The organism is Arthrobacter sp. YN (assembly GCF_002224285.1).
Classification (GTDB): Bacteria; Actinomycetota; Actinomycetes; order Actinomycetales; family Micrococcaceae; genus Arthrobacter.
Genome location: NZ_CP022436.1, coordinates 4,922,679 through 4,944,331 on the forward strand (window position 1 = coordinate 4,922,679; position 21,653 = coordinate 4,944,331).

Annotated in this window: 19 protein-coding genes; 9 read left to right on the top strand and 10 right to left on the bottom strand. The window is 63.9% G+C overall.

From position 1 onward, the window contains the following. Positions 1–2 precede the first annotated feature (2 nt). From pcaH to CGK93_RS22695, 4 genes are all read right to left on the bottom strand, one after another. A complete protein-coding gene (gene pcaH, locus CGK93_RS22680; RefSeq protein WP_089596914.1) occupies positions 3–881 on the bottom strand; it encodes a protocatechuate 3,4-dioxygenase subunit beta in 879 nt (292 codons plus the stop codon). Positions 882–935: 54 nt separating this feature from the next. After that, entirely contained in the window at positions 936–2,807 is a 1,872-nt protein-coding gene (locus CGK93_RS22685; RefSeq protein ID WP_089596916.1) for a bifunctional sugar phosphate isomerase/epimerase/4-hydroxyphenylpyruvate dioxygenase family protein, read from the bottom strand. Continuing rightward, the gene (locus CGK93_RS22690) at positions 2,807–3,712 is read right to left on the bottom strand and encodes a shikimate dehydrogenase (RefSeq protein ID WP_089596918.1); all 906 of its coding nucleotides are present in this window, start codon (positions 3,710–3,712) and stop codon (positions 2,807–2,809) included. The genes CGK93_RS22685 and CGK93_RS22690 overlap by 1 nt, the downstream gene beginning before the upstream one ends. A 203-nt stretch (positions 3,713–3,915) precedes the next feature. Continuing rightward, the gene (locus CGK93_RS22695; protein WP_089596920.1) at positions 3,916–4,686 is read right to left on the bottom strand and encodes an IclR family transcriptional regulator; all 771 of its coding nucleotides are present in this window, start codon (positions 4,684–4,686) and stop codon (positions 3,916–3,918) included. Positions 4,687–4,891: 205 nt separating this feature from the next. Between CGK93_RS22695 and CGK93_RS22700 the strand changes: the two genes are divergently transcribed. Continuing rightward, positions 4,892–6,229 (top strand): MFS transporter, encoded by a 1,338-nt coding sequence (locus tag CGK93_RS22700; RefSeq protein WP_089596923.1) that lies wholly within the window; start codon positions 4,892–4,894, stop codon positions 6,227–6,229. 135 nt (positions 6,230–6,364) lie between these two features. Here the strand turns inward: CGK93_RS22700 and CGK93_RS22705 are convergent, their stop codons facing one another. After that, positions 6,365–9,079 (bottom strand): FG-GAP-like repeat-containing protein, encoded by a 2,715-nt coding sequence (locus CGK93_RS22705; protein WP_089596925.1) that lies wholly within the window; start codon positions 9,077–9,079, stop codon positions 6,365–6,367. A 228-nt stretch (positions 9,080–9,307) separates the two neighbouring features. Between CGK93_RS22705 and CGK93_RS22710 the strand changes: the two genes are divergently transcribed. Then, on the top strand, positions 9,308–9,544 hold the full coding sequence (locus CGK93_RS22710; RefSeq protein WP_089597727.1) for a hypothetical protein: 237 nt from the start codon (positions 9,308–9,310) through the stop codon (positions 9,542–9,544). Between the two features lie 23 nt (positions 9,545–9,567). Here CGK93_RS22710 and CGK93_RS22715 read toward each other — a convergent pair whose 3' ends face one another. Together CGK93_RS22715 and CGK93_RS22720 are read right to left on the bottom strand one after the other, a co-directional pair. Continuing rightward, on the bottom strand, positions 9,568–9,855 hold the full coding sequence (locus CGK93_RS22715; protein ID WP_089596927.1) for a MoaD/ThiS family protein: 288 nt from the start codon (positions 9,853–9,855) through the stop codon (positions 9,568–9,570). Positions 9,856–9,862: 7 nt separating this feature from the next. Continuing rightward, a complete protein-coding gene (locus CGK93_RS22720) occupies positions 9,863–11,110 on the bottom strand; it encodes a WD40/YVTN/BNR-like repeat-containing protein (RefSeq protein WP_232481470.1) in 1,248 nt (415 codons plus the stop codon). Between the two features lie 307 nt (positions 11,111–11,417). On the opposite strand from CGK93_RS22720, the gene CGK93_RS22725 reads away from it, so the two are divergent. Both CGK93_RS22725 and CGK93_RS22730 read left to right on the top strand, forming a co-directional pair. Further along, positions 11,418–12,626 (top strand): GGDEF domain-containing protein, encoded by a 1,209-nt coding sequence (locus tag CGK93_RS22725; RefSeq protein WP_089596929.1) that lies wholly within the window; start codon positions 11,418–11,420, stop codon positions 12,624–12,626. 218 nt (positions 12,627–12,844) lie between these two features. Then, positions 12,845–13,624, top strand: coding sequence for an isocitrate lyase/PEP mutase family protein (locus CGK93_RS22730; protein WP_089596930.1), 780 nt, complete (start codon positions 12,845–12,847; stop codon positions 13,622–13,624). 53 nt (positions 13,625–13,677) lie between these two features. Here the strand turns inward: CGK93_RS22730 and CGK93_RS22735 are convergent, their stop codons facing one another. Further along, positions 13,678–14,601 carry a LysR family transcriptional regulator gene (locus CGK93_RS22735; RefSeq protein WP_089596932.1) on the bottom strand — a complete coding sequence of 308 codons (924 nt, stop codon included), beginning with the start codon at positions 14,599–14,601 and terminating at the stop codon, positions 13,678–13,680. A 182-nt stretch (positions 14,602–14,783) separates the two neighbouring features. Here CGK93_RS22735 and CGK93_RS22740 point away from each other — a divergent pair, with 182 nt between their 5' ends. Both CGK93_RS22740 and CGK93_RS22745 read left to right on the top strand, forming a co-directional pair. Beyond that, positions 14,784–15,158, top strand: a complete 375-nt coding sequence (locus CGK93_RS22740; protein ID WP_198318302.1) for a CBU_0592 family membrane protein — start codon at positions 14,784–14,786, stop codon at positions 15,156–15,158. 151 nt (positions 15,159–15,309) lie between these two features. Next, positions 15,310–16,341: an LLM class flavin-dependent oxidoreductase gene (locus CGK93_RS22745; RefSeq protein WP_089596936.1), complete on the top strand. Its 1,032-nt coding sequence runs from the start codon at positions 15,310–15,312 to the stop codon at positions 16,339–16,341. Between the two features lie 62 nt (positions 16,342–16,403). Here CGK93_RS22745 and CGK93_RS22750 read toward each other — a convergent pair whose 3' ends face one another. After that, entirely contained in the window at positions 16,404–16,604 is a 201-nt protein-coding gene (locus CGK93_RS22750) for a hypothetical protein (protein ID WP_089596938.1), read from the bottom strand. A 193-nt stretch (positions 16,605–16,797) separates the two neighbouring features. Here CGK93_RS22750 and CGK93_RS22755 point away from each other — a divergent pair, with 193 nt between their 5' ends. The 3 genes from CGK93_RS22755 to CGK93_RS22765 are packed head-to-tail and all read left to right on the top strand — an operon-like array spanning position 16,798 to position 20,345. Beyond that, positions 16,798–19,458 (top strand): CHAT domain-containing protein, encoded by a 2,661-nt coding sequence (locus tag CGK93_RS22755; RefSeq protein WP_089596940.1) that lies wholly within the window; start codon positions 16,798–16,800, stop codon positions 19,456–19,458. Next, positions 19,442–19,783 (top strand): CU044_2847 family protein, encoded by a 342-nt coding sequence (locus CGK93_RS22760; protein ID WP_089596942.1) that lies wholly within the window; start codon positions 19,442–19,444, stop codon positions 19,781–19,783. The genes CGK93_RS22755 and CGK93_RS22760 overlap by 17 nt, the downstream gene beginning before the upstream one ends. Positions 19,784–19,838: 55 nt before the next feature. Continuing rightward, positions 19,839–20,345: a universal stress protein gene (locus CGK93_RS22765; protein ID WP_089596944.1), complete on the top strand. Its 507-nt coding sequence runs from the start codon at positions 19,839–19,841 to the stop codon at positions 20,343–20,345. A gap of 423 nt (positions 20,346–20,768) precedes the next feature. Here the strand turns inward: CGK93_RS22765 and CGK93_RS22770 are convergent, their stop codons facing one another. Further along, a complete protein-coding gene (locus CGK93_RS22770) occupies positions 20,769–21,464 on the bottom strand; it encodes a polyprenol monophosphomannose synthase (RefSeq protein ID WP_232481471.1) in 696 nt (231 codons plus the stop codon). Positions 21,465–21,653 lie beyond the last annotated feature (189 nt).

Here is a 21,653-nt window from a genome sequence, read left to right on the forward strand (position 1 = left end):
GCTTACTCCTCGTCCCCGGCGTCGCCGAATGCTTCGTTTTCGGTCCAGGTGCGCTTGGAACCGGTCAGGATGATGTCCCACTTGTAGCCGAGGGCCCATTCGGGGCTGGTCAGCTCATGGTCGTACTGTGCCACCAGGCGGTCACGGGCATCCTGGTCCACGATGGACTGGTAGATGGGATCCAGTGGGAAGAGCTGGTCACCCGGGAAGTACATCTGGGTGACGATGCGCTGCGTAAACTCCGAGCCGAACATGGAGAAGTGGATGTGCGCCGGGCGCCAGGCGTTCAGGTGGTTCTTCCACGGGTAGGCGCCGGGCTTGATGGTGGTGAAGCTGTAGGAGCCGTCGTCACCGGTAATGCAACGGCCGACGCCGGTGAAGTTCGGGTCCAGCGGTGCGGGGTGCTGGTCCCGCTTGTGGATGTAGCGGCCTGATGCGTTGGCCTGCCAGATCTCCACGAGCTGGCCTGCCACCGGGCGACCGTCACCATCGAGGACGCGGCCGGCCACGATGATGCGCTCACCCTGCGGTTCGCCGTTGTGCTGGATGGTCAGGTCGGACTCCAGGGCGTGCACATCCTGGTGGCCGAACGCCGGCGAGAAGAGCTCAATGGTCTCCGGGTCCGCGTGGTGCAGGCTCTTGGTGGGGTGGCGCAGGATGCTGCTGCGGTACGGCGCGTAGTCCAGGCGCGGCATGGTCTCCGGCCCCTTGCCGTTCTTCAACGCCTCGGCGTAGCGGTCCCCGATGCCCTTGATCTCAGCACTGAGATCCGCTTGGGTTTCCACCTTCTTGGCTGGATGGGCGGCGTTTGCGGCGTGTGGCTCAGCGGGCGGCACGAGTTCCTCGGATTCGAGCGTCTGTGCTGTCTGTTCTTGCGGCACGGCCGGCTCCTTTCGGTTGGTGGGTTCTCTTGGGTTTGCGGGGCGGCGGCGGGTTTACACCCGGTGGAGCGAGTCGTATTGGACGGCGTGGCGCACCGGAGCGTTGGGCGCCCCGTAGCCGTCGTAATTGCCGCGGCGCTCCACCATTTCGAAGAACACACTGCCCACGGTGGCGGTGTAGAAGTGGAGGAATTCGCCGTTGGCGTCCCGGTCATACAGGAGGTTGAGCTCCTTGAGGGTGGCCAGGAAGCCGGGTTCAAGATCGAACCGGGCGTCCAGGTCCTCGTAATAGTTGGCCGGAATTTGCAGGAACTCAAGGCCCCTTTTGTGGGCGGAGCGGGCAGCCGCCACGAGGTCGTCCACCGCGAAGGCGATGTGTTCCTGGTACGTTTTGCGCGCTGTTTGGGCCTGCTGCGCGGGTGCCAGGTTCAGGACCAGCCTGATGGCACCGTTGCTGGTCTCCATGACCTGGGAACGGACCAGGCCACTGGGGCTGGGAACCTCAGCGAACGGCTGCGGTTCCAGAGCCAACGCGCTGGTGTAGAAGAGGACGGCTTCGTCAAAGTGTTGCCACGGCTGGGCCAGGTTGACGTGGTCAATCACTGCGTTCTGTGCGCTGGAAGCGTGCTCCAGCCCTTCGCCGAACTCGTGCGTCCACGCCGCGGTCCCGTCCGGGCTGCCCTGGCAGAGGAAGATCTCGGTGGAGTCCGGCGCCGAGATGCCTTGAAAGACTTCCTCGTCAGCCTGGACCTTGCGGGCCACCACCGGCGCCTTGAGTTGCTGGGCGCGAGCGGAGGCAATCACTGGAGAGTCGACGTCGAACCCCAACGCGGCGATGGCCGGTTCGGCGTCTTGTGCCGCCTGTTCGTTGATGATCACGCGCGCCTGTCCCATGGTCCAGAGCTGGACGTCCTTGGTGCGGTGGCGGCCCTCGAACCCGAAGCCGAGCTGGCCCAGGAGCTTCTCCAGTTGCGCGGTGTCGTCAGCCTTGACCTCCGCGAAGTTGAAGCCGGCGGGCTCGTTCACCTTGGGGAGCGTGGCCAGTTCCATGGGATAACGACGGCGGGACGCGGCTGCGCCCTCTGTTCCATCTGCCGCGGAGGTGCTTGCGAGCCACTGGGCGCTCTGTTCCTCAAGCCAGATCAAGGAACGCATGGCGTCGACGGCGGTGCGCTCGGTGTCGGACTGCCGGAAGACGTCGTTGAAGACCTCCAGGGAGACGGGACCCGTGTAGCCGGCGCGGACCACGTGGCCCATGAACTTGGCGAGCTCAAACTGGCCCTCACCCGGGAACACCCGGTAGTGGCGGCTCCAGGAGAGGACGTCCATGGAGAGCTTGGGGGCGTCGGCAACCTGGACGAAGAAGATTTTCTCCGCGTTGATGTCCTCGATGGGCGCTGTGTCCCAATCGCGGGAAAGGATGTGGAAGGAGTCCAGGCAGGTGCCCAGGTTGGGGTGGTCCACCATGTCAACCAGGCGGTAGGCGTGTTCGTAGTCGTTGACGTACTTGCCCCAGGCCAGGGCTTCGTAAGCAACTTTGACGCCGTGGGCCCCAGCAAGTTCGGCGAGTTCGGCCAGTTGCCCGGCCCTGAGAGCATCGTCGTCGATGGTTGCCGTGGCGACGTTCGAGCAGACCAGGATGGTGTCCATGCCCAGACGTTCCATCAGGTTGAACTTGGCCTCGGCGCGCTTGAGGTTGGCCTTCAGCAGGTCCGGAGTGACGCCGTCGAAATCGCGGAACGGCTGGTACAAATCCAAGCCCAACCCGAGGTCCGCCGCCATTTTCCGGACTTCCTCCGGGCTGTGCGGCGAGGTCACGAGGTCCTGTTCGAAAATCTCGATGCCGTCGAAGCCCGCAATGGCGCAGGCCTGCATCTTCTCTTTCAGTGTGCCGGACAGGCAGACCGTGGCGATTCCGGTGCGCATCAGTGGGCCGCCTTCGCAAGCTCGGGGGCGGCGGCGTCTTCCACGGCGATCAGCTCCAGGAAGTGCGCCCGCATCCGTTCACGGTTGGCTTCGCGTCCGGTGATGAGCTGGAAGGCGTCGGCCGCCTGACCGACTGCCATCCGACCGCCGTCGAGGACATCGCAGCCCTTGGCGCGGGCTTCCCGGACCAGCTGCGTCTCGATGGGGCGGTACACGATGTCCGCCACCCAGTGGCGCGGTTCCAGCAGTTCGATGTCCAGGGGAAGGCCCGGGTGGGCGGCCATGCCGATGGGGGTGCAGTGCACCAGCCCGTCGGCCTGGGGCATGATCTGGCTCAGCTCGTTGGTGCTCCGCGGCGTGACGGCGGCCTCGGGGAAAAGCCCGCCGAGCTCGGCGGCACGTTCCGCAGCGCGGGCCGGGTCCATGTCCACAAGGTCCAGCGTGCTGACGCCGGCTGTGAGGAGCGCGTAGGCCACGGCCGAGCCGGCGCCGCCTGCGCCCAACTGGACCACGCGGTCCAGCGTCGCCCCGGGGAGTCCGTCGGCGAGCGCCGAGCCGAAGCCGGAGAAGTCGGTGTTGTGGCCAATGAGCCGACCGTCCTGAATCAAGACTGTATTGACGGCACCCAGGCGACGGGCGTCGTCGGAAATTTCATGAAGGTGCTCCAGCACCAGCTGCTTGCACGGGTGCGTGATGTTCAGGCCATTGAAGCCCATGCGCTGGGCGGCGGTCAGGAGATCCCCGACGGCGGTGGCCGGCAACTCGAGTTCCAGCAGGTCGATGGGGCGGTACAGCAAGCGAAGACCCTGCACATCGGCTTCGCGTTCGTGCATGGGCGGCGTGAGCGAGGGCATGACGCCTTCGCCTATGAGGCCCACCAGAACGGACTCGGCTCGGTTGCTCATCCTAAAGCTCCTTTGACTTCAGCACCGCGGTCTTTTGGCGCTTTTCGGGGCGCCGCCGGACCGGGTGTTCTTTAGATTACTACAAGTGTTCATATTCCGCACGCTTGTTCTTATCGCGAACATTTGTGAAGAGCGCTCCCAACCAGGTAACAGATAACGCTCCACTGGTGGCTCATAGCGACAGTTGCTGTCACCTGGTGGGATTAGCGCTGGGGCAGGCGGGCCGCGAGTTCAGCCGCAGCGTCCTGCAGAATGGGGACGTGGGCGATCAGCTCCTCCATGGTCATGCGAAACACCGGCACGGCGACGGCCACCGAGGCGAAGGCGTGACCCTGCGAATTGAGGACGGGAACAGCGACGGCGCGCATGCCGATCTCATTCTCTTCGTCCATCACGGCGTAGCCCTGCCGGCGGACTTGCTCGATCTCCTCACGGAACTTGTCCCGGTCGGTGATGGAATGCTGAGTGAGCGGGTCCAGAGGGAGCTCCTCCAACAGCCGCTTTCGCTCAATCTCATCCTCGAAAGCCACGATCGCCTTGCCCACCGACGTCGTATGGAGCGCCCCGAGATGGCCGGGGTCGCTGGTGACGCGGAAGGTCTTGGGGCCATCCACCTTATTGACCGTCAAATGGTGGTTGCCATCGCGGACGGACAGGATGGTGGCCTCATGCGTATGATCGGTAACTCTCTGCAAGACGGGCAGCGCAGTGGCGGCGAAGCCGTGATGGTTCGATACCCGCTGACCGAGCTGGAAGACGCGCAAGCCCAAGTGGTACCGGCGCCCGTCGGGCTCGTAATCCACAAAGCCATCGCGCGTCAGCGAGCCCAGCAAGCGGTACGTGGTGCTGAACGGCAGCCCGGCACTCCTCGCAAGATCCGCAGCACTGGCGCCGCGCGGCTCGTCGCCCAGTAGTACCAACAAGCTCAGTGCCTTGCCGACCATGTCGGTCTTTGTGTCCTCTTTCACACTCATAGCTCGATGCTTTCACATAGTGAGAGCTATTTCTAGATGGTGGTGACATCTCTTGACAAGTGACCCCACTCACAGCCACTATTGCTGTATTGCACAAGTAGCTCTCACCATGTGGTTACTTGTCTGGGATTGACCGGCCGCACCTCGCTTGGGTCTCCCCACAAAAGCCAGATCCGCGACATCGTCGTCACAGAAGGAACCACCCATGAGCCAAACAATGCCGTCATCGACGCCAGGCACTGAAACCGCCGCCGGAACCCCTAAGAAAGCCGCGCTTGCCAGCTTCCTGGGCAGCGCCGTCGAGTACTACGACTTCTTCATCTTCGGCTCGGCCGCGGCCCTGATCTTCCCCCACGTGTTCTTCCCGTCCGCCGATGCCAACGCGGCCATCATGTCCTTCGCGACCTTCGGCTTCGCTTATATTGCCCGCCCCGTGGGCGCCGTGATCCTTGGCCACTTCGGTGACAGGATAGGCCGGCAGAAGGTGCTCATGTTCACCTTGGTCCTGATGGGTGCAGCCACCTTCGTGATCGGCTGTCTCCCCGACTTCAAGACCATCGGCTGGTGGGCTCCCGTCCTGCTGGTTCTGGCCCGTCTTTGCCAGGGCCTCTCGGCTGCCGGCGAGCAGGCAGGAGCCTCGTCCATGACGCTGGAGCACGCTCCGGACAACCGCCGCTCGTTCTTCACCTCGTGGACCCTCACCGGTACCCAGGGCGGCCAGATTCTGGCAGCGCTGGTCTTCATTCCTGTGGTGGCCCTGCCTGACGACATCAAGTACGGCATTGGCTGGCGTATCCCGTTCTGGCTCAGCGCCGTGGTGGTTCTGGTGGCGTTCTTTATCCGCCGCACCCTGCACGAGCCGCCGGCCTTCGCTGAAGCCAAGAAGAACAACGAGATCTCCAAGCTCCCCGTAGCCGACCTCCTCAGGCTGCACTGGCGCGATGTCCTCCGCGTGGTTTGCTGTGCCTTCATTGCCGCAGTGAGCACGGTCTTTGGAACATTGGCCATCAAATACGCCCAGGACGTTGCCGGCGTGAGCAGCACCATCACGCTCTGGCTGGTGGTCGTAGCCAACGTGGTGGCCCTCGGAACCCAGCCGCTGTTCGGCATGCTCGCGGACAAGATCGGCCGGAAGCCCGTCTTCATCTACGGCGCTTTCGCCAGCGCCATCATGACCCCCGTGTTCCTGCTGACCCTGGAATCCGGCGTGGTGCCCCTGATGTTCCTGGTGTCCGTGGTGTTCTTCTCGTTCGGATACGCCGCTGCCAACGCGGTATGGCCGTCCTTCTACGGTGAAATGTTCAGCACCAAGGTCCGCTTCTCCGGCCTGGCCATCGGCACGCAGCTCGGCTTCCTCATGGCAGGGTTCGCCCCGGCAATCGTGACTGCACTGGGCGGAACCAAGCCGGGCGGATGGGTTCAGATCTCCATCTTCACCGCAGTAATCTGTGTGATCGCAGCCGTCTCAGCGATGACGGCCCGCGAATCTGCCAAGACACCCACGGCGGAGCTCGGCCTGCCCCAGCAAACCCAGCACGCCTAAGCCTGACGCTTCTTCCCAGTGAGCTGGGACCGAAGCAGCGAAAACCCGGACTGTCACGAGACATTCCGGGTTTTCGCTTGCCATAAACCTGAGGGCTTATGGCAACGGGGAAGGAGCGGCCAGACCTCGCCGATGCTACCTCGGGTCCAAGGCCACCGGCTTGAACTTTCCCGCACCCGTCCCGGAGTAGAGCAGCAGCGTTCCATCGCCGGCTATGCCCACGAGCGTCGGATCGCCTGTGCCCGTGAAAGCGTTGCCGAGGGCAGCGAAGGAGGTGAACATGTTCCATCCAGAGCCCAGGTACTGTCGGGTAAGGAACCCTCCGCTGCCGTTGCCCGGGTAGAGCCACAGTGCTCCGTCCGTCCCTCGGGCAAGGACATCTTCCCGGCCGTCACCGTTGAAGTCGCTGCCCTGCATCACCGCATTGAAGATGTTCCACCCGGTACCGATCTGCTTCCATGGCTGGAATCCGCCGGCGCCATTTCCCGGGTAAAGCCACAAGGTTCCGTCCGCGGCGCGGGCCAGGATGTCGGCCTTTCCGTCACCGGAGAAGTCGCCCGGCGCCAGCATCTGCGTGAAGCCCTGCCAGCCAGTGCCGATCTGTTTGCGGGCAAGGAACTGGCCCTTCCCGTCGGTCGGGTACAGCCACAGCGTCCCATCGGAGGCCCTGGCCACAAGATCCGGGTGCTTATCGCCGTCGAAATCGCCCACGCTCACGACTGACGTGAAGACATTCCAGCCCGTCCCCACCTGCACGCGCGGCAAGAAGCCGCCCGAACCGTTGCCCGGGTAGAGCCACAGGATTCCGTTGGTGCCGCGGGCCAAAATGTCACCCACAGCGTCGCCGTCGAAATCCCCGGCCTCCCACACCTGGCTGAACTGGTTCCAGCCGGTTCCGATCGCCAGGCGGTCCGCGAAGCCGGTGCCGTCACCCGGATAAAGCGTCATGCTTGAACCGGCGCCGAGGACGTCAGCTTTGCCGTCGCCGGTAAATTCCTGCCCGCCGACGATGTCGCCCGCCAGGTTCCACCCAGTCCCGACGGCGGTACGTGGCAAGAGGTTGCCCTTGCCATCGCCGGGATAGACGTAGAGGGTGCCGTCCGACGAACGGGCCAGGAGTCCTGCCGTCCCTCCCCCGAACGTCCCCGCCGCCGAAAGACTGGTGAACGCATCCCAGCCCTGGCCGATCTGCCGCTGGGCCAGGAAGCCGCCGGAGCCATTTCCTGGATAGAGCCACAGCCGGCCATCGGCTCCGCCTGCCACCAGGTCTGCCCGGCCATCCCCATTGAAGTCGCCGGGAGCCACCAACTGTGTGAAGCCCTGCCAGCCCACCCCTACCTGGCTACGTGGCAGGAACCCGCCCTTGCCGTTGCCCGGGTAGAGCCACAGAGCGCCGTCGCTGCTGCGCGCCAGAATGTCAGCGAAGCCGTCGCCGTTGAAATCGGAGGTGCCCAGTACCGCGTTGAAAATGTCCCAGCCACTGCCAATTCGCACGGGATCTTCAAGGCGGTTTCCGGGCAGCCCTGCAGAGAGCAGAAGCGAACCGTCCGCTTCGCGGGAAAGGACGTCGGCAAGCTTGTCGCCGTCGAAATCGCCGGCGGAAAAGCTCATCCGTGTCTTCAGTTTGGTGTCAGCGTTGATGGTCACCGTGGCCGAGGTGGCACTGACCGAGTTGATGGTCACCCTGGTGCCCGTGTAGGTGGTGAAAGTGCTGCCCGCCTGCCAGGCGTGGTTCTGGCTGTACCAACCATTGAAAGGGGTGGTATCCGGCATGAGAATCAGTGACGAGGCGATGGTGGCGCCGCCGCGCTGGACGATTTTGACGCCTTTGTTGCCGCCCGAGAGGTAGCTGTCGTAGGCACCCACCGGCTGCCGGAGTTCCAAGTAGTAGACCTCCCTGCTCACAGGGTCCGTGAACTTGATGGCGCGCTGGGCCTCGGTTCCGCCCCAGGGCTTCAGGGTGTAGCTCTTGACTCCCGTCGCCACACCGGTGTCGCGGATTTCGTCGCCTCGCCCGAGGCCTCCATAGTCCCAAAACGTGGAGCTGATGACCGGCGAGTTCCACTGCGCAGCGCCCATGATGTCTGTGGTGTCGCCGTACTCGCGGATGTAGCAGGACGGGTCGGTGAACTGGCCATTGCTGTTGACGCCGACGTCGGACGCCCCACTGCGGCACTGCAGGGCATCAGCGTGCATCATGCCAATGACGTGCCCGAATTCATGGCTCATCACGTTGTTGGAGAAGTTGCTGATCTGCGGCATCAAGACGCGGCCACTGTAACTGCCGCTGCTGTAGCCGGCACCAAGCGCGTTCCCGGACAGAGTAGTGGTGGGAATGTAGATCACCAGCGCCGTATACGGGCTCGCGGACCACTTCAGCTCGCTGGTGATGGTGGAGATGATGGAACTGTAGCTGTCGGTCGACTTCGCCCTGGACTGGTGCCCGGCTACCTTGCTGGTCACGGTCATGGAGAGCTTGTTGGCCGACATCGCCTGCCAGTACTTGCTGGTGGCCGCCACGGTCTTTTCGGCGTCGGCCATGGAGACAGTGTTGGCGTTGTCCGCCAGCTTTGCCGTCACCAGCCGGACACGGATGTCCCCGGCGGGGCCAATCGCTGCTGCACCGTCACGGAGGAGGGAGTCGACGTCGGACTGTCCCTTCGGCGCGTCATCAACCGGTGGCGTCTCGAACGTGTGATCGGAATGCGGGGTGCCCTCGACGAACTGGACATTCGGATTATCCGGACCTGGCACTGGAACGGCCGTGGCGGGGGCCTGAACAAAAAACAGGCCGGTGGCGAACACCACCAAGCCCGTGGACAGCGCGATCGATCGCCGCAAAACACCCATTGAATCTCCCCGGGGACGGAGCCTGTGGTTCCTGTGAGTCTCAAGAACCGAGATCAGGCTACAGCCGCACCCGCAATGCGCCGGGAAGGCGGGGCTTGGTCACCGGAAATGCAACCAACCCGGAATGCTAACCGGACCCTAACCACCCCGAAATACCGTGGCAACATTGCCGCGCCACACTGGAAGAGCCGGCAAGTGCAGGCACCAGCTCCAGCCCAGGAGGCCACCATGTTGAAGGAAGTCACAACACACACAACACGAATACGCGCGATCAGCCAGCTCCACCGTGGAGACGAGATCGAAGCCCGACTGTCCGTGGGACCCGCCTATGATGACGTGGTCATCCGCCGCGGACAGGTCCAGGAAACCGCGCCGGGAATCGGCGTTGTCTGGATCATGGATCACGCCTCCGGGATGAGGAAAGCCATCAATACCGACGAATGCAGTGTTTGGCGCGTCGCCTGAACCGGCTTGACCCCAAACCCTGCTCAGCCGCCGGCCACGGACTGGACTATCAGGACCTCCTGGCCGGCCGCGACCTCCGTATCAAGACCCTTCAGACGCCGGACCTCATCACCGTTCACGTAAATATTCACGAAACGGCGGAGTGTCCCGGTTTCATCCCGCAAGCGCCTGGCCAACACCGGATAATCTCCGGTCACCGCATCAAGCAACTGTCCAACGGTCACAGCCCCGTCGGCGGACGCAGTCAGATAGGACTGTCCGCCGACGAGTGGCTGCAGGACACCAGGCAACAGGACCGTAAAGTCAGCCACAACGGGCCTAACCAGGTACCGGGGCGCTGGCTTGATCGCCAGGAGTGGGGTCAATCTCCTGGGCCGCTGCCTCCACTATCACTGCGGCTTCGGCAATCACAGTGGCTTCCGCCGCAGCCAGTGGGGCTTCCACGCCTGCTGCGTTGTCCACCACGACGGCGGCCCTCACGCACAGGACGTCCGGCAAATGCGAGGCCACTTCAGTAAAGGTCCCGCCTTCGTCGGCGCTGGCGTAGACCGCACCTCCACGGGTCCCGAAATACACGCCAACAGGTTCTGCCGTGTCCACGGACGCGGCGTCGCGCAGGACAGCGTTGTATTCGTGGTCCGGCAGGCCGGCATGAAGTTCTGTCCAGGTGTTGCCGGCGTCGTTGGTGCGGTGAACACTGAGCTTGCTGTCCGGCGGGATGCGTTCTCCATCAGCCTTCAACGGAACCACCCACGCTGTTCCTTCACGCCGCGGGTGCGTCAGCATGACAAAGCCGAAGTCCGCAGGCAGCCCGTCCGCGATGGAATCCCAGTTCTCCCCGTTGTCATCCGTGCGGTACACGCCGTGATGGTTCTGCGCGTACAAACGGCCCTCGACGGCGGCGTCCGCTGCGATCTTGTGGACACACTGGCCGAACTCCGGGTTGGGATCGGGCATGAAGTAGGCCGAGATTCCTTTGTTCCGGGGCTCCCAGGAGGTTCCGCCGTCGAGCGATCGGTAAACGCCGCCCGTGCTCATGGCGATGTGGACCTTTTCTCCGGACGGATCAACCACAATCGAGTGCGCTGCCGCGCCGCCATAGCCGGCACCCCACTCGCTGCGATGCGGGTGGTCCCACAGCCCGCGGTTGAGCTCAAAGTGCTCGCCGCCGTCGGTGGACTTCCATACTGAAATCGGCTCGCACCCGGCCCAGACAACCCCCGGGCGGGAGTCGGCGTCGGGGTAGATCTGCCAAACGCGCTCCAGGGCGGCGTCAGTGCCATCCGGGAATTTGATGGCGCCTTGCTCGGGCTCGGTCCAGGTGTCACCCAGGTCATCGGAGTGCGCCACGGTGGGTCCCCAATGCTCTGATCGCACGCCCACCATGATCCGGGTTTTGCCGCCCCTCGTGTCTATCCCGATGCTGGGAATCTCGCTCATCAGGAAGTGCGGGCCGGAGAGGGACCATTCCTTACGGTCCGGGCTGGTTGCCAGCCACAGGCCTTTCTTGGTCCCGATCGCAATGACATAACTCTCTGCGGTATCTGCGGTTGCCATGCGTCCCATCGAACCATCAGGGCGGGTGGGTGGCAACGGTTTTTGGTCGTATGTGGATAGTTCAGTTCCAAGGCAAGAACAACCCTTACGGTTACAGTGTGGCCAAACTCCAGATCGTGACGCGAAAATCGAGAAAACTTTTAAGGAACTAAAGCGACCAACCTCCACCGGCACTGGAGAAAACGTGCTTGACTGTGGTTTTGCGGTCATGAGACCGGAACAACTTGTTGGGGGATCAGATGTTTTGCGAGGTCAAAGAGCCATGAGGCCATCACGAGGGAACTCCGCGGTTGTAGCCCGGTAGCGGGGCCGCGTCGTGATTGCAGTTTCGCTGCAAGAGGGAACGATTGTTCTGGACCCCTTCTCCGTCAGGATGGTCCTCGGCTTGGTCATTCTGACCCTGATCGTCATTTCCTGTGTCTCGTCCCAGCGGAGACGCTCACCCTACGCCGAGTGGTGGCGGGTAGCCCTATGCCTCTTCTTAGTCGGCAATGCCGCCTTCCTGCTGAACGGTACTGGTTTCCAGCTGTGGGCCAACCCCTTGGGCAAGGCCCTGGTCGTTGCCGGAACCTTCTGCATCTGGGCGGGAGCGCGCACCCTGCGCGACCACCGGGTGCATCCTTGGTTTCTGGCGGCCGCGTCCATTCCCAGTTGTGTTGCATCCGCTCTGGATGACCCGGGGAACAACGTGTGGTCCGGCGGTTTGGTTTACTTGGGCCTGACCACGCTGGGAATCGCGTTGGCGGGGCTGGAACTCTGGTTCGCCAAACCCGTCCGGTCCAGGATTACCAGGTTCCTGTCGATCATTGCCGGGCTGACAGCCTTGTACTACCTTTTCCGGACCATCAGCTTTGTCCTGGACGGGCCCACCAGCCAGGTGTTCCGAGCATTCTTTGGGTACGCGCCGGCCGCTCTCATGCATTTGATCCTGCTGGTGGCAGTGTCCTCCACCATGAATACGCTCAGCAACAAGCAGTTGATCAAACGCCTCCGGGAACGTGCCGATCGTGACCACCTGACGGGCCTGCTTAACCGGGGTGCCTTCCTGGAGCTGGCCACCCGGTCTCTTGCGGATTCGTCCCCGCGGGGTGCGGCGCTGATCCTTGCGGACTTGGACAACTTCAAAGCCGTCAACGATGAGCATGGCCACGCGGCCGGCGACTCCGCGCTCCGGGCTTTTGCTGCGGCCTGCACTTCGTCGGTCAGGTCGTCAGACCTCGTGGCGCGGTATGGCGGGGAAGAATTCGTCCTGCTGCTGCCGGGAGCGACACAACAACGGGCCGAATCCATCGCGTCCGAAATCAGTGGTCGGCTGGCAGCCATGAAGGGTCCCGATGGCCTGCCGTTCCCCACAGTGAGCTACGGCGTGACGTCCACCGGCGCGGACGTCCAGGACCTGGCATTCATGATCAATGTGGCAGACGCCGCCCTCTACAGTGCCAAGGCCCAAGGACGGAACAGGGTTGTAGGCGCGGACCCCGCGGAGGCGGAGTCCGCGGCTGAAGCCAGCCGCCCGCCGTCGTAATTAGGAGTCCGCCTACCTGGCCATCGGTGAGCGCACCAACGCCAACGGCTCCGCGGCGGCGGTGCCGGGCTTGGAGAAAGTCACGAGTCAAGGGTAGGTCGTTCACTGCCCGCGGGCGCTTGGTATCGCGTTGTGTGACGTTATGCCTAGGCTGTGGGTGGCAAGTGGGACTGGTCCCACCCGTGGAGCACGAAGAACAACAGTGACGGAGAGCGACGATGACTGAAGCAAACACCAATGCACGTGCACAACAGCTGAAAGCCCTGCACGAAGCCCCTGAAATCCTGAGTGTGGTTAACGTGTGGGACGCCATCAGTGCCCGCACGATTGCAGGACTTCCTGAAACGAAGGCCATCGCCACTGCAGGGCATTCCATTGCGGCAGCCTTCGGCTATGCCGACGGAACCATGCCCCTGGACGTGGCGCTGGACGGAGTGAAGCGCATTGTCGACGCCGTGGATCTCCCGGTCACCGCAGACCTGGACGATGGCTACGACAACCCTGCCGAAACCATCCGCCGGGCGATTGGGATCGGCGTGGTGGGCGCGAACGTTGAAGACCGCTTGCGGCCCTTCGATGAAGCCGTTGCCCGCGTGCAGGACATCATCTCGGCTGCTGCCGGGGAAGGCATCCCGTTCCAGCTGAATGCGCGCACCGACGCGATTGCCCGGGGTGGAGACCGGCCGATTGAGGAGAGCATTCAGGACGCCATCGCCCGGGGACGTGCCTTCCTGGACGCCGGAGCTTCGCTGGTCTTCGTGCCAGGTGCCATGACCCGTGAGGTCATCGAGCCCTTGGTGGAAGGCCTCGGGCACGGGAAGCTCTCCGTGATCGGCGCGCCGGGAGCGCTGCCGGCCGCAGAGCTTCAGGAACTTGGCGTGGCACGTGTGTCCTACGGTCCGTTCACCCAGCGGGTGGCCCTGCGTGCGCTTCAGGATCTGGCCTCGGATCTGTACGGCTCCGGTGTCATCCCTGCCGACACTCCGGCGCTGAACTAGCACCGCCTGCGTGTGCCTGCCTGTACCTGTCCCGTCCGCGAAGACGGGACAAGTCAGGAAGCCGAACGGGTATCGAACGCCGCCGCGGATTCCCTGAGCAGCCGGGCCACCGTGTCCACGGGCAGGCTGGCTGCCCGTCGCCGATCGAAGCGTCGCAGGGCGATATGGCGGGTGCCCAACCCCGGAACGTCCAGGATGTCCACATGGTCGTGGACAACGCCGGTGAGCGCCAAGGTGGGCACAATGGCCACCCCCTCGCCGGCAGCGACGAGTGCCAGCGCGGTGAGGGTGTCGTGGTACTGATGAACAGTCTCAATCCGGGCACCTGTCGAGTGGCGGAGACGTCCGAGCACTGCAGTATTGGCTGCTGACGGCTCCACCCCCAGCCACGGCAGGTGCAAGCGACTTAGATCGATGTTGTCCGTGCCGAGCAGGCTTCCTGCGGGCACCACCAGCTTCCATGGTTCGTCCAGCAGGGGCTCCTGGACCATTCCGGCCGCCATCGGATGCTGCTCTGCCGCCGTCGAATCCTGTTCGATGACCACAGCATCCAGCTGTCGCTGGCGGAGCAGCCGCATCACCGCTGGGAAGCTGTCCTCAACGATCTGTATCTGCAGCTGAGGGTATTGGCTGCGCCACTCGGGAAGTCGCGGGATCACCACTGTGCGCATGAAACTGGTGAATCCGCCCACCCGCACGACTCCTGCGATGTTGACCTCGCTTTGCATCCGGGCGCGGGCGACGTTGAGTGCCCGTTCTATCTCTTCCCCTGCCTCTGCCATGGCCAAGCCGGCGGGTGTGAGCATTGATCCTTTAGGGGTGCGCAGGAGTAATGCCTGACCTGCCTCAGTCTCGAGTTTGCTGAGCTGCTGCGACACCGCAGACGGCGTAATCCGCAGTTCGTCAGCCGCCGCCAGAACGCCTCCAGTGCGGGCGACAGCAAGAAGAACCAGCAACCGGCGTGGGTCCACATCCATGTTAAGCACTCCTAAACACGGTCTTCAGAATATTGCAATTGATCTAAAGGTCATCGTCACTCAATATTGACTCAAAAGCACGATTCAGCAACGCAACACCGTCTAGCGAATCAAGCCTCCACTCCGTACCACACGCCGCCCGCCGGCGTCATCGGGGTGCCCAAAATCTTGAAAGGACTCCCATGGAACTGCTGTTCGAAATCACCGGCTGGGCCGGCGCAGTGGCAATGCTCGGCGGCTACATGGCAGTGTCCATGGGCTGGTTGCAGGCAGGCACCACCTTCCAGACCGTGAACCTCTTTGGTTCGTGCGCCTTCATCGTCAACGGCACGCTCCATGGGGCCTGGCCCTCCGTGGCGACCAACGTAGCGTGGTTCCTCATCTCCGCTGTGGCACTTCTCCGGATGCGGGCCAAGGAAGGCCCCGCGCAGCGGCCTGCGCAGCCCGTGCAGGCTGAGCAGGTGACGCCCCATGCTCACGAGATCCACTCTCTTGCCCCCGACACTGCCGCCCAGGTCATCGTCGCGCCCGCTCGCCCAATCGCCAGCTGCGCCTAGCCCGACCGCAAGCCGCGCCTGGTCCCGGCGCCACGAGCAGTCCTTCCGCAATGAACGGTCCGGGCATCACAAAAGGTAACGTCCCGCCGTCGTCCGCGGGACCGGAGCCTATTCTGGGCAAGTAGCCGACGCCCAACCGTGAAGGAAGCCCATGCCCACCCCCGAACATCCCCTGCGCAAGCTTGGTTTCCTCACTATTGGCCTGTTCGATCCCACGGATCCCGCTGCCGGGCACCAGTCCACATTGGAGATCATCGAGCTCGGGGAGAGGCTCGGCTTCGACAGTGCGTGGCTCCGGCACCGCCACCTGCAGTTCGGGATCTCCTCGCCGGTAGCGGTCATGGCTGCGGCAAGCCAGCGCACCTCCAGGATTGAGCTGGGCACCGCGGTGACTCCGTTGGGCTGGGAGAACCCTTTGCGCCTTGCGGAAGACCTGGCCACCGTGGACCTGCTCTCCGGCGGCCGGATCAATCCGGGGCTGAGCGTAGGCGAACCCATGAATTACGACACCGTCAAACATGAGCTCTACCCGGACACTGCCGGCGTGGAGGACTTCAGCTACGCCCGCGTGAACCGGCTTGCCCGCCTGATCGCCGGGGAGAAAGTGCGGGACTTCTCCGGCAAGCAGGGCGTGGTGGAAGAATTCTCCAACCGCGTGGAACCGCACTCTGCCGGGCTGCGTTCGCGGCTTTGGTATGGGGCTGCGAGCATGAAATCGGCGGTGTGGGCAGGGGAAAACGGCTTCAATCTTCTCTCCAGCAGTGTGATCTTCCCGGACAAGGACCAAGAACCGGACTTCGCCGGAGTCCAGCAGTCACAGCTCCGCGCCTACCGTGAAGCCGCAGCCCAGTCGGGGAACACCGCCCGGGCCTCGCAAGGCCTGGTAGTGATTCCCACAGACTCGGCCTCACCTGCCCAGCGGAAGAAGTACCAACGCTACGTCGACGAACGCACGCCACGCACCCGCGCGCCCCAAGGGCCGAAGGGCATGATGTTCGCACAGGACATCATCGGCACCAGCGATGACATCGCCGAGCAGCTCTACGCCCACCGAGGATTCCAGGAAGTGGACGAGGTGGCCTTCGCGCTGCCCTTCAGCTTTGACCACGAGGACTACGTACAGATCCTCACCGACATTGCAGGCAAAGTGGGGCCGGCCTTGGGCTGGAAGCCCGCCGGCTAAGCCACAGCCAGCCCGGTCAGCCCAGCCCGGTCAGCCCGGTCAGTCCAGCCCGGTCAGTCCGGTCAGTCCACGAACTCCGATTGTGTCTCGATGAAGTCCCAATCCGCTTCGGTCAGCACGCCGCTGACCTTGTCCGGATGGGGCCCGCCGGCCTCGGCAATATGCTGCAGCACGGGCAGCGGAAGTTCGTCGGCGCGCAGGTTCTCACGCAGCCATTCCTTGCTGTCCAGATGCAGATCGAGCCACCACATGAAAATTTCCATCGCGGACCGCCTTCCGTCGGATGAGCCATGGGTTCTGATGCGCCGTGGGCCCGGATTAACCGTAAGCCGGGTCAGGAGCGTCTACAAGGGTCCGGCTCTTGTGGCGGGCCGGGCTTAGGGCCAATCTATTCCTAAGGGTGCTCCCGGCCCACTCGATGTTTGGCCGGACCGCCCGTCACACAAGGGATCCGCGATGGACTGTGACATCGAGCTGGAGATTGATGCCGGCTCTGCACGCGGCGAATATACGGTGCGCGTTGTCCGTGCACCGGCGGGAGGCCACGCCTCGTGCATGTTCACCCTTGACGTGGAGGGCATCCTTGAACGGCTCCCCCAGCTTGAAGCCACCGTCCTGGCGTCCGCCGTGGCCGCCCGCAGGACCATGCCCGTGGCTGAGATGGCCGTCCGTGAAGTCGGCCAGCAGTTGTTCCAGGCCTTGTTCACCCGCGAGGTCTACGGCACGTACCGGGCCAGCCTCGGTGCTGCCCAACACGCCGGCCAGCAGCTCAGGGTGGTCTTGAGGTTGTCCGCCCCTGAGCTGGCCACCATGCCGTGGGAGACCCTGTTCGACCCCGAAACCGAAACCTACCTCTGCCAAACCGAGCCCCTCCTCCGCCATGTCCCCGCCCCCGACTACAACCTGAATCCCCTGGATGTGGCACCGCCCCTGCGCATTCTGGGGATCGTCGCCTCGCCGCGGGACCTGCCCAGCTTGGATGTCACCGCCGAGAAGGACCACCTGAGCCGGGCCTTGGCCGGGCCGGTGTCCGAAGGCCGGGTGGAGCTGGTCTGGGCAAAAAGTGGAACCTGGGATGACGTACAGTCCATGCTGCTTGCCGGGCCTTGGCATGTGGTCCACTTTGTAGGCCACGGCGACTACGACTCCCGCACCGACGAAGGCAGGATCGCGCTGGTGGGACCCGACGGCAGGGCCGCCATGGTGCGCGCCGTCCGCCTCATGGCCCTGCTCAGCGTCGCCGCTCCCCGCCCACGGCTGGTGGTGCTGAACTCATGTTCCTCCGGGGAAATGGGCCAGTCGGACCTCTTCTCCGGCACCGCGTCCGCACTGGTCCGAAGCGGGATCGGCGCCGTGGCCGCCATGCAGTTCGCCATCAGCGACTACGCCGCCATCGCCTTCGCCCACGGCTTCTACGCAGCAATCGCCAACGGCCGCACCGTGGACGAGGCAGCGCGGGTCGGCAGAATCTCCGTCATGGCCAGCCCGGACGGAACGCTCGAATGGGTCACCCCGGCACTCTACGTCCGCGGCGGCACCACCCAGCTGTTCACACTCACAGGAACTCCGCGCGCGCCGGCTTCGGTTGAAAGTTCGACGGCGGCCCGGACCTCAGGCGGTCAAGCTACGGGACCAGCCCACGTAAGTGCGCCGGCCTCACCGCCCGTAACCGGACAGGACCAAGCCATGCCGGCCCAAGCGACACCGGTACCGGCCAGCCAGCCGCAGGCCGATGCCGGGCAGTCCCACACCGGGCAAGCCAACGCAGGGCAGGCCATGAAACGGGCGCAGCTGCGGGCACTGTACGTCCAAGCGTCCGCGGAGTTGCGGGCCCGGCGCTTGGAACAGGCCGTGGAACTGTTCGAAGACCTCCTCACCCTGGAGCCTGGATACCGGGACGCGACGGCGCTCAGAGACAAGGCCCGGCACCGGCTGGAACTGGACCGCACCTACCGCGACGCACTCAAAGCAGAGGAAGCCGAAGACTGGCTGGCCGCGGCGGACGGCTTTGCCGCGGTGCAGGACGACCCCGGGTTCCCAGACGCCGCCGCCCGACGCCAGGATTGCGAGCGCCGGCAACGGATCTCGGACCTGCAAGGAGAGCTTCGATACCACTCATCCTTGGGCTCCTGGGAAGCAGTGCTGGACGTGTCGGCAGAGTTGGCCACCGTGGACTCCCACGCCGCAGATCCCGATGGGCTCGCAACCGCTGCCCGGACCGAGATCGAAAAGGCCAAGCCGCAAGACCCACCTCCCGCTGAAGCGGCAGAGCTGCCTGCGACGTCTGACGATGGGAAGCCCCACGGTTCGTACACGGCGGCGGATCTACCGGTGCGGCCACCGCGGAAGAAAGCCCCGGCCCGCACCGACCCCGACCCTAACACCGCCCCCGGCCCCAGCCCCCAAGCGGGTTCAGCACTGAACCCAGCCCCATCCGTCACCACAGCCGAGGCACCCACTGGCCCCCCGCCGTCGAACGCTGGCGTTTCATCACCTGGCGTCCCGGCGCCCGTCCCCGTTGGTGGGTTGGCTCCACCCCTGCGGACGCCGCTGCTGTGGGGCGGCGTCGCATTGATCGTGGCGGGCGGACTCGGCGCGTGCTTCGCGGTCTATTTCCTGTGGTTGGACGACAACTATTGGTACGAGAGCGGCGGCGACGGCTCCCTCCGCATGGTTTACGGCCTGGTGGCACCTCTTGGGTACCTGCTGTTGGCGGTCGCGGGCCTACCTGCCCGCACCACCATGGCCCGGGTGGTCATGACGGGGGTTGTTGTTTCGGGGGCTCTTTTTGGGCTCTCCGGGCTCACCGAAACGGTGGATCCAACTGCGGTGGTCGCCGGCTTTGTGCATGCGGGCTTCGGTTTGTGGGCGGGGATCCTGGCTCTACGATCCCGCTCATCCGAGCCGTTCGGGTGGCTGCTGCTGTGGCCCACGGTGACGGTTCCGCTGGTCTGGGTCCAGGACAAAGGCGTCTTCCTTGAGTCCTGGTACCGGACGCACGCCTACTTTGTGCTGATTCAGCTGCTGGTTGTGTGCGCAGCCGGGATCGGTTTCGTCGTGGCGGCCCGCCGACTGCGGGCGTCGGAGAAGGGACAGGAACATGAGCAGGTTGGTTGAATTCACCACCGACGACGGCGGCACGGTGGTTGTGGAGGTCGCGAACGCAGCGGGGAGCCTGGTAACCAGGGGTGGTGATCACGCTGGGGACCATTCGGGGGTTTTCGCGCGGGCGCAGCAGACGTTCGAGCGCGCCCTGGCGCATGTGCGTCCAGCGGTGCAGGGGGTGATCGACGAGCTCCTGAGTTTGGAGAACCGTCCAGATGAGGTGAGCGTGGAGTTCGGCATTGACCTCCACGCGGAGGCGGGCGCTTTCATCGCGTCGGCAAGCACGGCGTCCAATTTCAAGGTGCGGCTCACGTGGAACAAGCCGGCGGAAAACTGACGCCGGCCCCTTCAACAGCCTGTTCTTTGGATCGCCCCGGCGCAACAATATGGGTATGGCTGCGGAAAATTTCAGCGGACCGATTCCCTTGGTGGTGGGGGTTCTCCCGGACCAGCATGTGGAAGTACTCCAGACTGCCCGGACCTTGGCTGAACGGCTCGGCGTCCCGCTGGTGTGCGCTTACGTGGACGAGGCCAGTTACCTCGTCGAGTGGGACCCGTCCCGGGAGACCCACCGGATGTCGCTCCACCCGGAGAAGGAAGATGCCGACGTCGAGGCCGTGCGCGGCGACCTCGGCAGGGTGATCGCGGAGGCGATGGACGGCGGCACGGCAGATTGGACCTTGCGCCTGCTGGCAGGGGACCCGGCACGGGCCTTGGGCAGGCTCGCCGCGGACATCAACGCGTCCATGATCATCGTGGGGACGCCCGAGCCCGGTTTGGGGCACAGGATTTCCGAGGCACTGAACGGTTCAGTTGCCGCGTGGCTAAGCCATCATCAACGCCGTCCGGTGCTGATTGTGCCCCAGAAAAAACGGCCTGAAGCCGCCCATAGAAACTAAAGCGAAAGTACTTATTCGAGGTGGTGGCGAAGGGGTTGCGCGCAACGTAGAGTGATTACTGCAGGTCAGCGAAAGCGCCTGCTCAAAGACCGCTCCGGAGTGCGTATCCCCCAATAACGCACTCCGGAGCTCTTTTGTTTAACCCCTGGATCGCTCTCGCACGTCCCGCGCCCTTCCGCCGATCGCTCTCGCACATACCGCGCCCTTCCGCCGAACGCTCTTCCACGTCCCGCGTAGACGGAACGACGGCGGCGCCCGGGTGAGTGCCGCCGTCGGGCTTTGAGGGGGCGGCCTTCAAAGAATGGCTGGCTTTCCTGCCGCGCGCCTTCACCACCCACTTTGAATCTCCGAGCTCGGCGACACGCCGCATTCACCGGCGTGTCCAGCCGTCAGCGGATTCAAGGTGGGTGGTTACGGTACGGCCTACTTTTGAAAACGGAGCTTCCACGGCGTGAGCGCCGACTCCAACTGCTCGCGGAGATTCATCTTCGAGGCACCTTCCACTCGTTCTTCAAAGTGGATGGGAATTTCGGCGATTGCCAATCCCCGCCTTGCCGCCCGGTAGTTCATCTCAACCTGGAATGAGTAACCGTCACTTCGAACAGCCTGGACATCAATCTCGTTCAGTGCAGAGGCGGTCCAAGCCTTGAAACCAGCCGTTGCATCTTTGACCTTCAAGCCCAGAACCACACCCACATAGAAGTTCGCCCAAGCGGAGAGGGCCTTGCGATGCCAAGGCCATTCCGCAGCCGTGGAACCCCCGGAAACATACCGTGAGCCGATAACCAGCGCCGCGCCGGAGGTTTGAATCCGATCAAGCATGGTGGGAATCGCCAGCACGGGATGGGACAGATCAGCGTCCATCTGGATGACGATCCCGGAGCCATCGGCCAGAGCCCGGGTCATTCCCGCCACGTATGCTCTGCCCAACCCATCTTTTTCCTTCCGATGGAGGACTGACACTGTTCCGCTGGATTCCGCTGCCAGTCGATCAGCCACAGCCCCGGTTCCATCGGGAGAGTTGTCATCGACAACCAGAACGTTGAGATTGGCAATTCCAAGGGCGGCGAGCTGGGCAATGAGAACGGGCAAGTTTTCCCGCTCATTGTAAGTGGGCACAACAACGGTTATTTTCGGATTCTTAACACTCAAAACGTGGGTCCCCAATTCGGTTTTCGGATCTAGCCTGCCCATGTTGCATGGTGCATATGACAGGCCCAGCCAGTCTATTCACTGGATCTTAGTGACCTCCGCACGGCCGGGCCGCCCCGTACCGCCGCCACCCACTTTGAATCTGAAACCACCCCG

Bases quoted from the DNA above. Each gene is read 5' to 3' on its own strand.
- CGK93_RS22740 (WP_198318302.1), top strand. From the start codon at position 14,784: ATGGAACTGCTGTTCGAAATCACCGGCTGGGCCGGCGCAGTGGCAATG.
- CGK93_RS22710 (WP_089597727.1), top strand. From the start codon at position 9,308: ATGTTGAAGGAAGTCACAACACACACAACACGAATACGCGCGATCAGC.
- CGK93_RS22750 (WP_089596938.1), bottom strand. From the start codon at position 16,604: ATGGAAATTTTCATGTGGTGGCTCGATCTGCATCTGGACAGCAAGGAA.
- CGK93_RS22765 (WP_089596944.1), top strand. From the start codon at position 19,839: ATGGCTGCGGAAAATTTCAGCGGACCGATTCCCTTGGTGGTGGGGGTT.
- CGK93_RS22705 (WP_089596925.1), bottom strand. From the start codon at position 9,079: ATGGGTGTTTTGCGGCGATCGATCGCGCTGTCCACGGGCTTGGTGGTG.
- CGK93_RS22755 (WP_089596940.1), top strand. From the start codon at position 16,798: ATGGACTGTGACATCGAGCTGGAGATTGATGCCGGCTCTGCACGCGGC.
- CGK93_RS22690 (WP_089596918.1), bottom strand. From the start codon at position 3,712: ATGAGCAACCGAGCCGAGTCCGTTCTGGTGGGCCTCATAGGCGAAGGC.
- CGK93_RS22760 (WP_089596942.1), top strand. From the start codon at position 19,442: ATGAGCAGGTTGGTTGAATTCACCACCGACGACGGCGGCACGGTGGTT.
- CGK93_RS22730 (WP_089596930.1), top strand. From the start codon at position 12,845: ATGACTGAAGCAAACACCAATGCACGTGCACAACAGCTGAAAGCCCTG.
- CGK93_RS22745 (WP_089596936.1), top strand. From the start codon at position 15,310: ATGCCCACCCCCGAACATCCCCTGCGCAAGCTTGGTTTCCTCACTATT.
- CGK93_RS22735 (WP_089596932.1), bottom strand. From the start codon at position 14,601: ATGGATGTGGACCCACGCCGGTTGCTGGTTCTTCTTGCTGTCGCCCGC.
- CGK93_RS22720 (WP_232481470.1), bottom strand. From the start codon at position 11,110: ATGGGACGCATGGCAACCGCAGATACCGCAGAGAGTTATGTCATTGCG.
- CGK93_RS22685 (WP_089596916.1), bottom strand. From the start codon at position 2,807: ATGCGCACCGGAATCGCCACGGTCTGCCTGTCCGGCACACTGAAAGAG.
- CGK93_RS22700 (WP_089596923.1), top strand. From the start codon at position 4,892: ATGAGCCAAACAATGCCGTCATCGACGCCAGGCACTGAAACCGCCGCC.
- CGK93_RS22695 (WP_089596920.1), bottom strand. From the start codon at position 4,686: ATGAGTGTGAAAGAGGACACAAAGACCGACATGGTCGGCAAGGCACTG.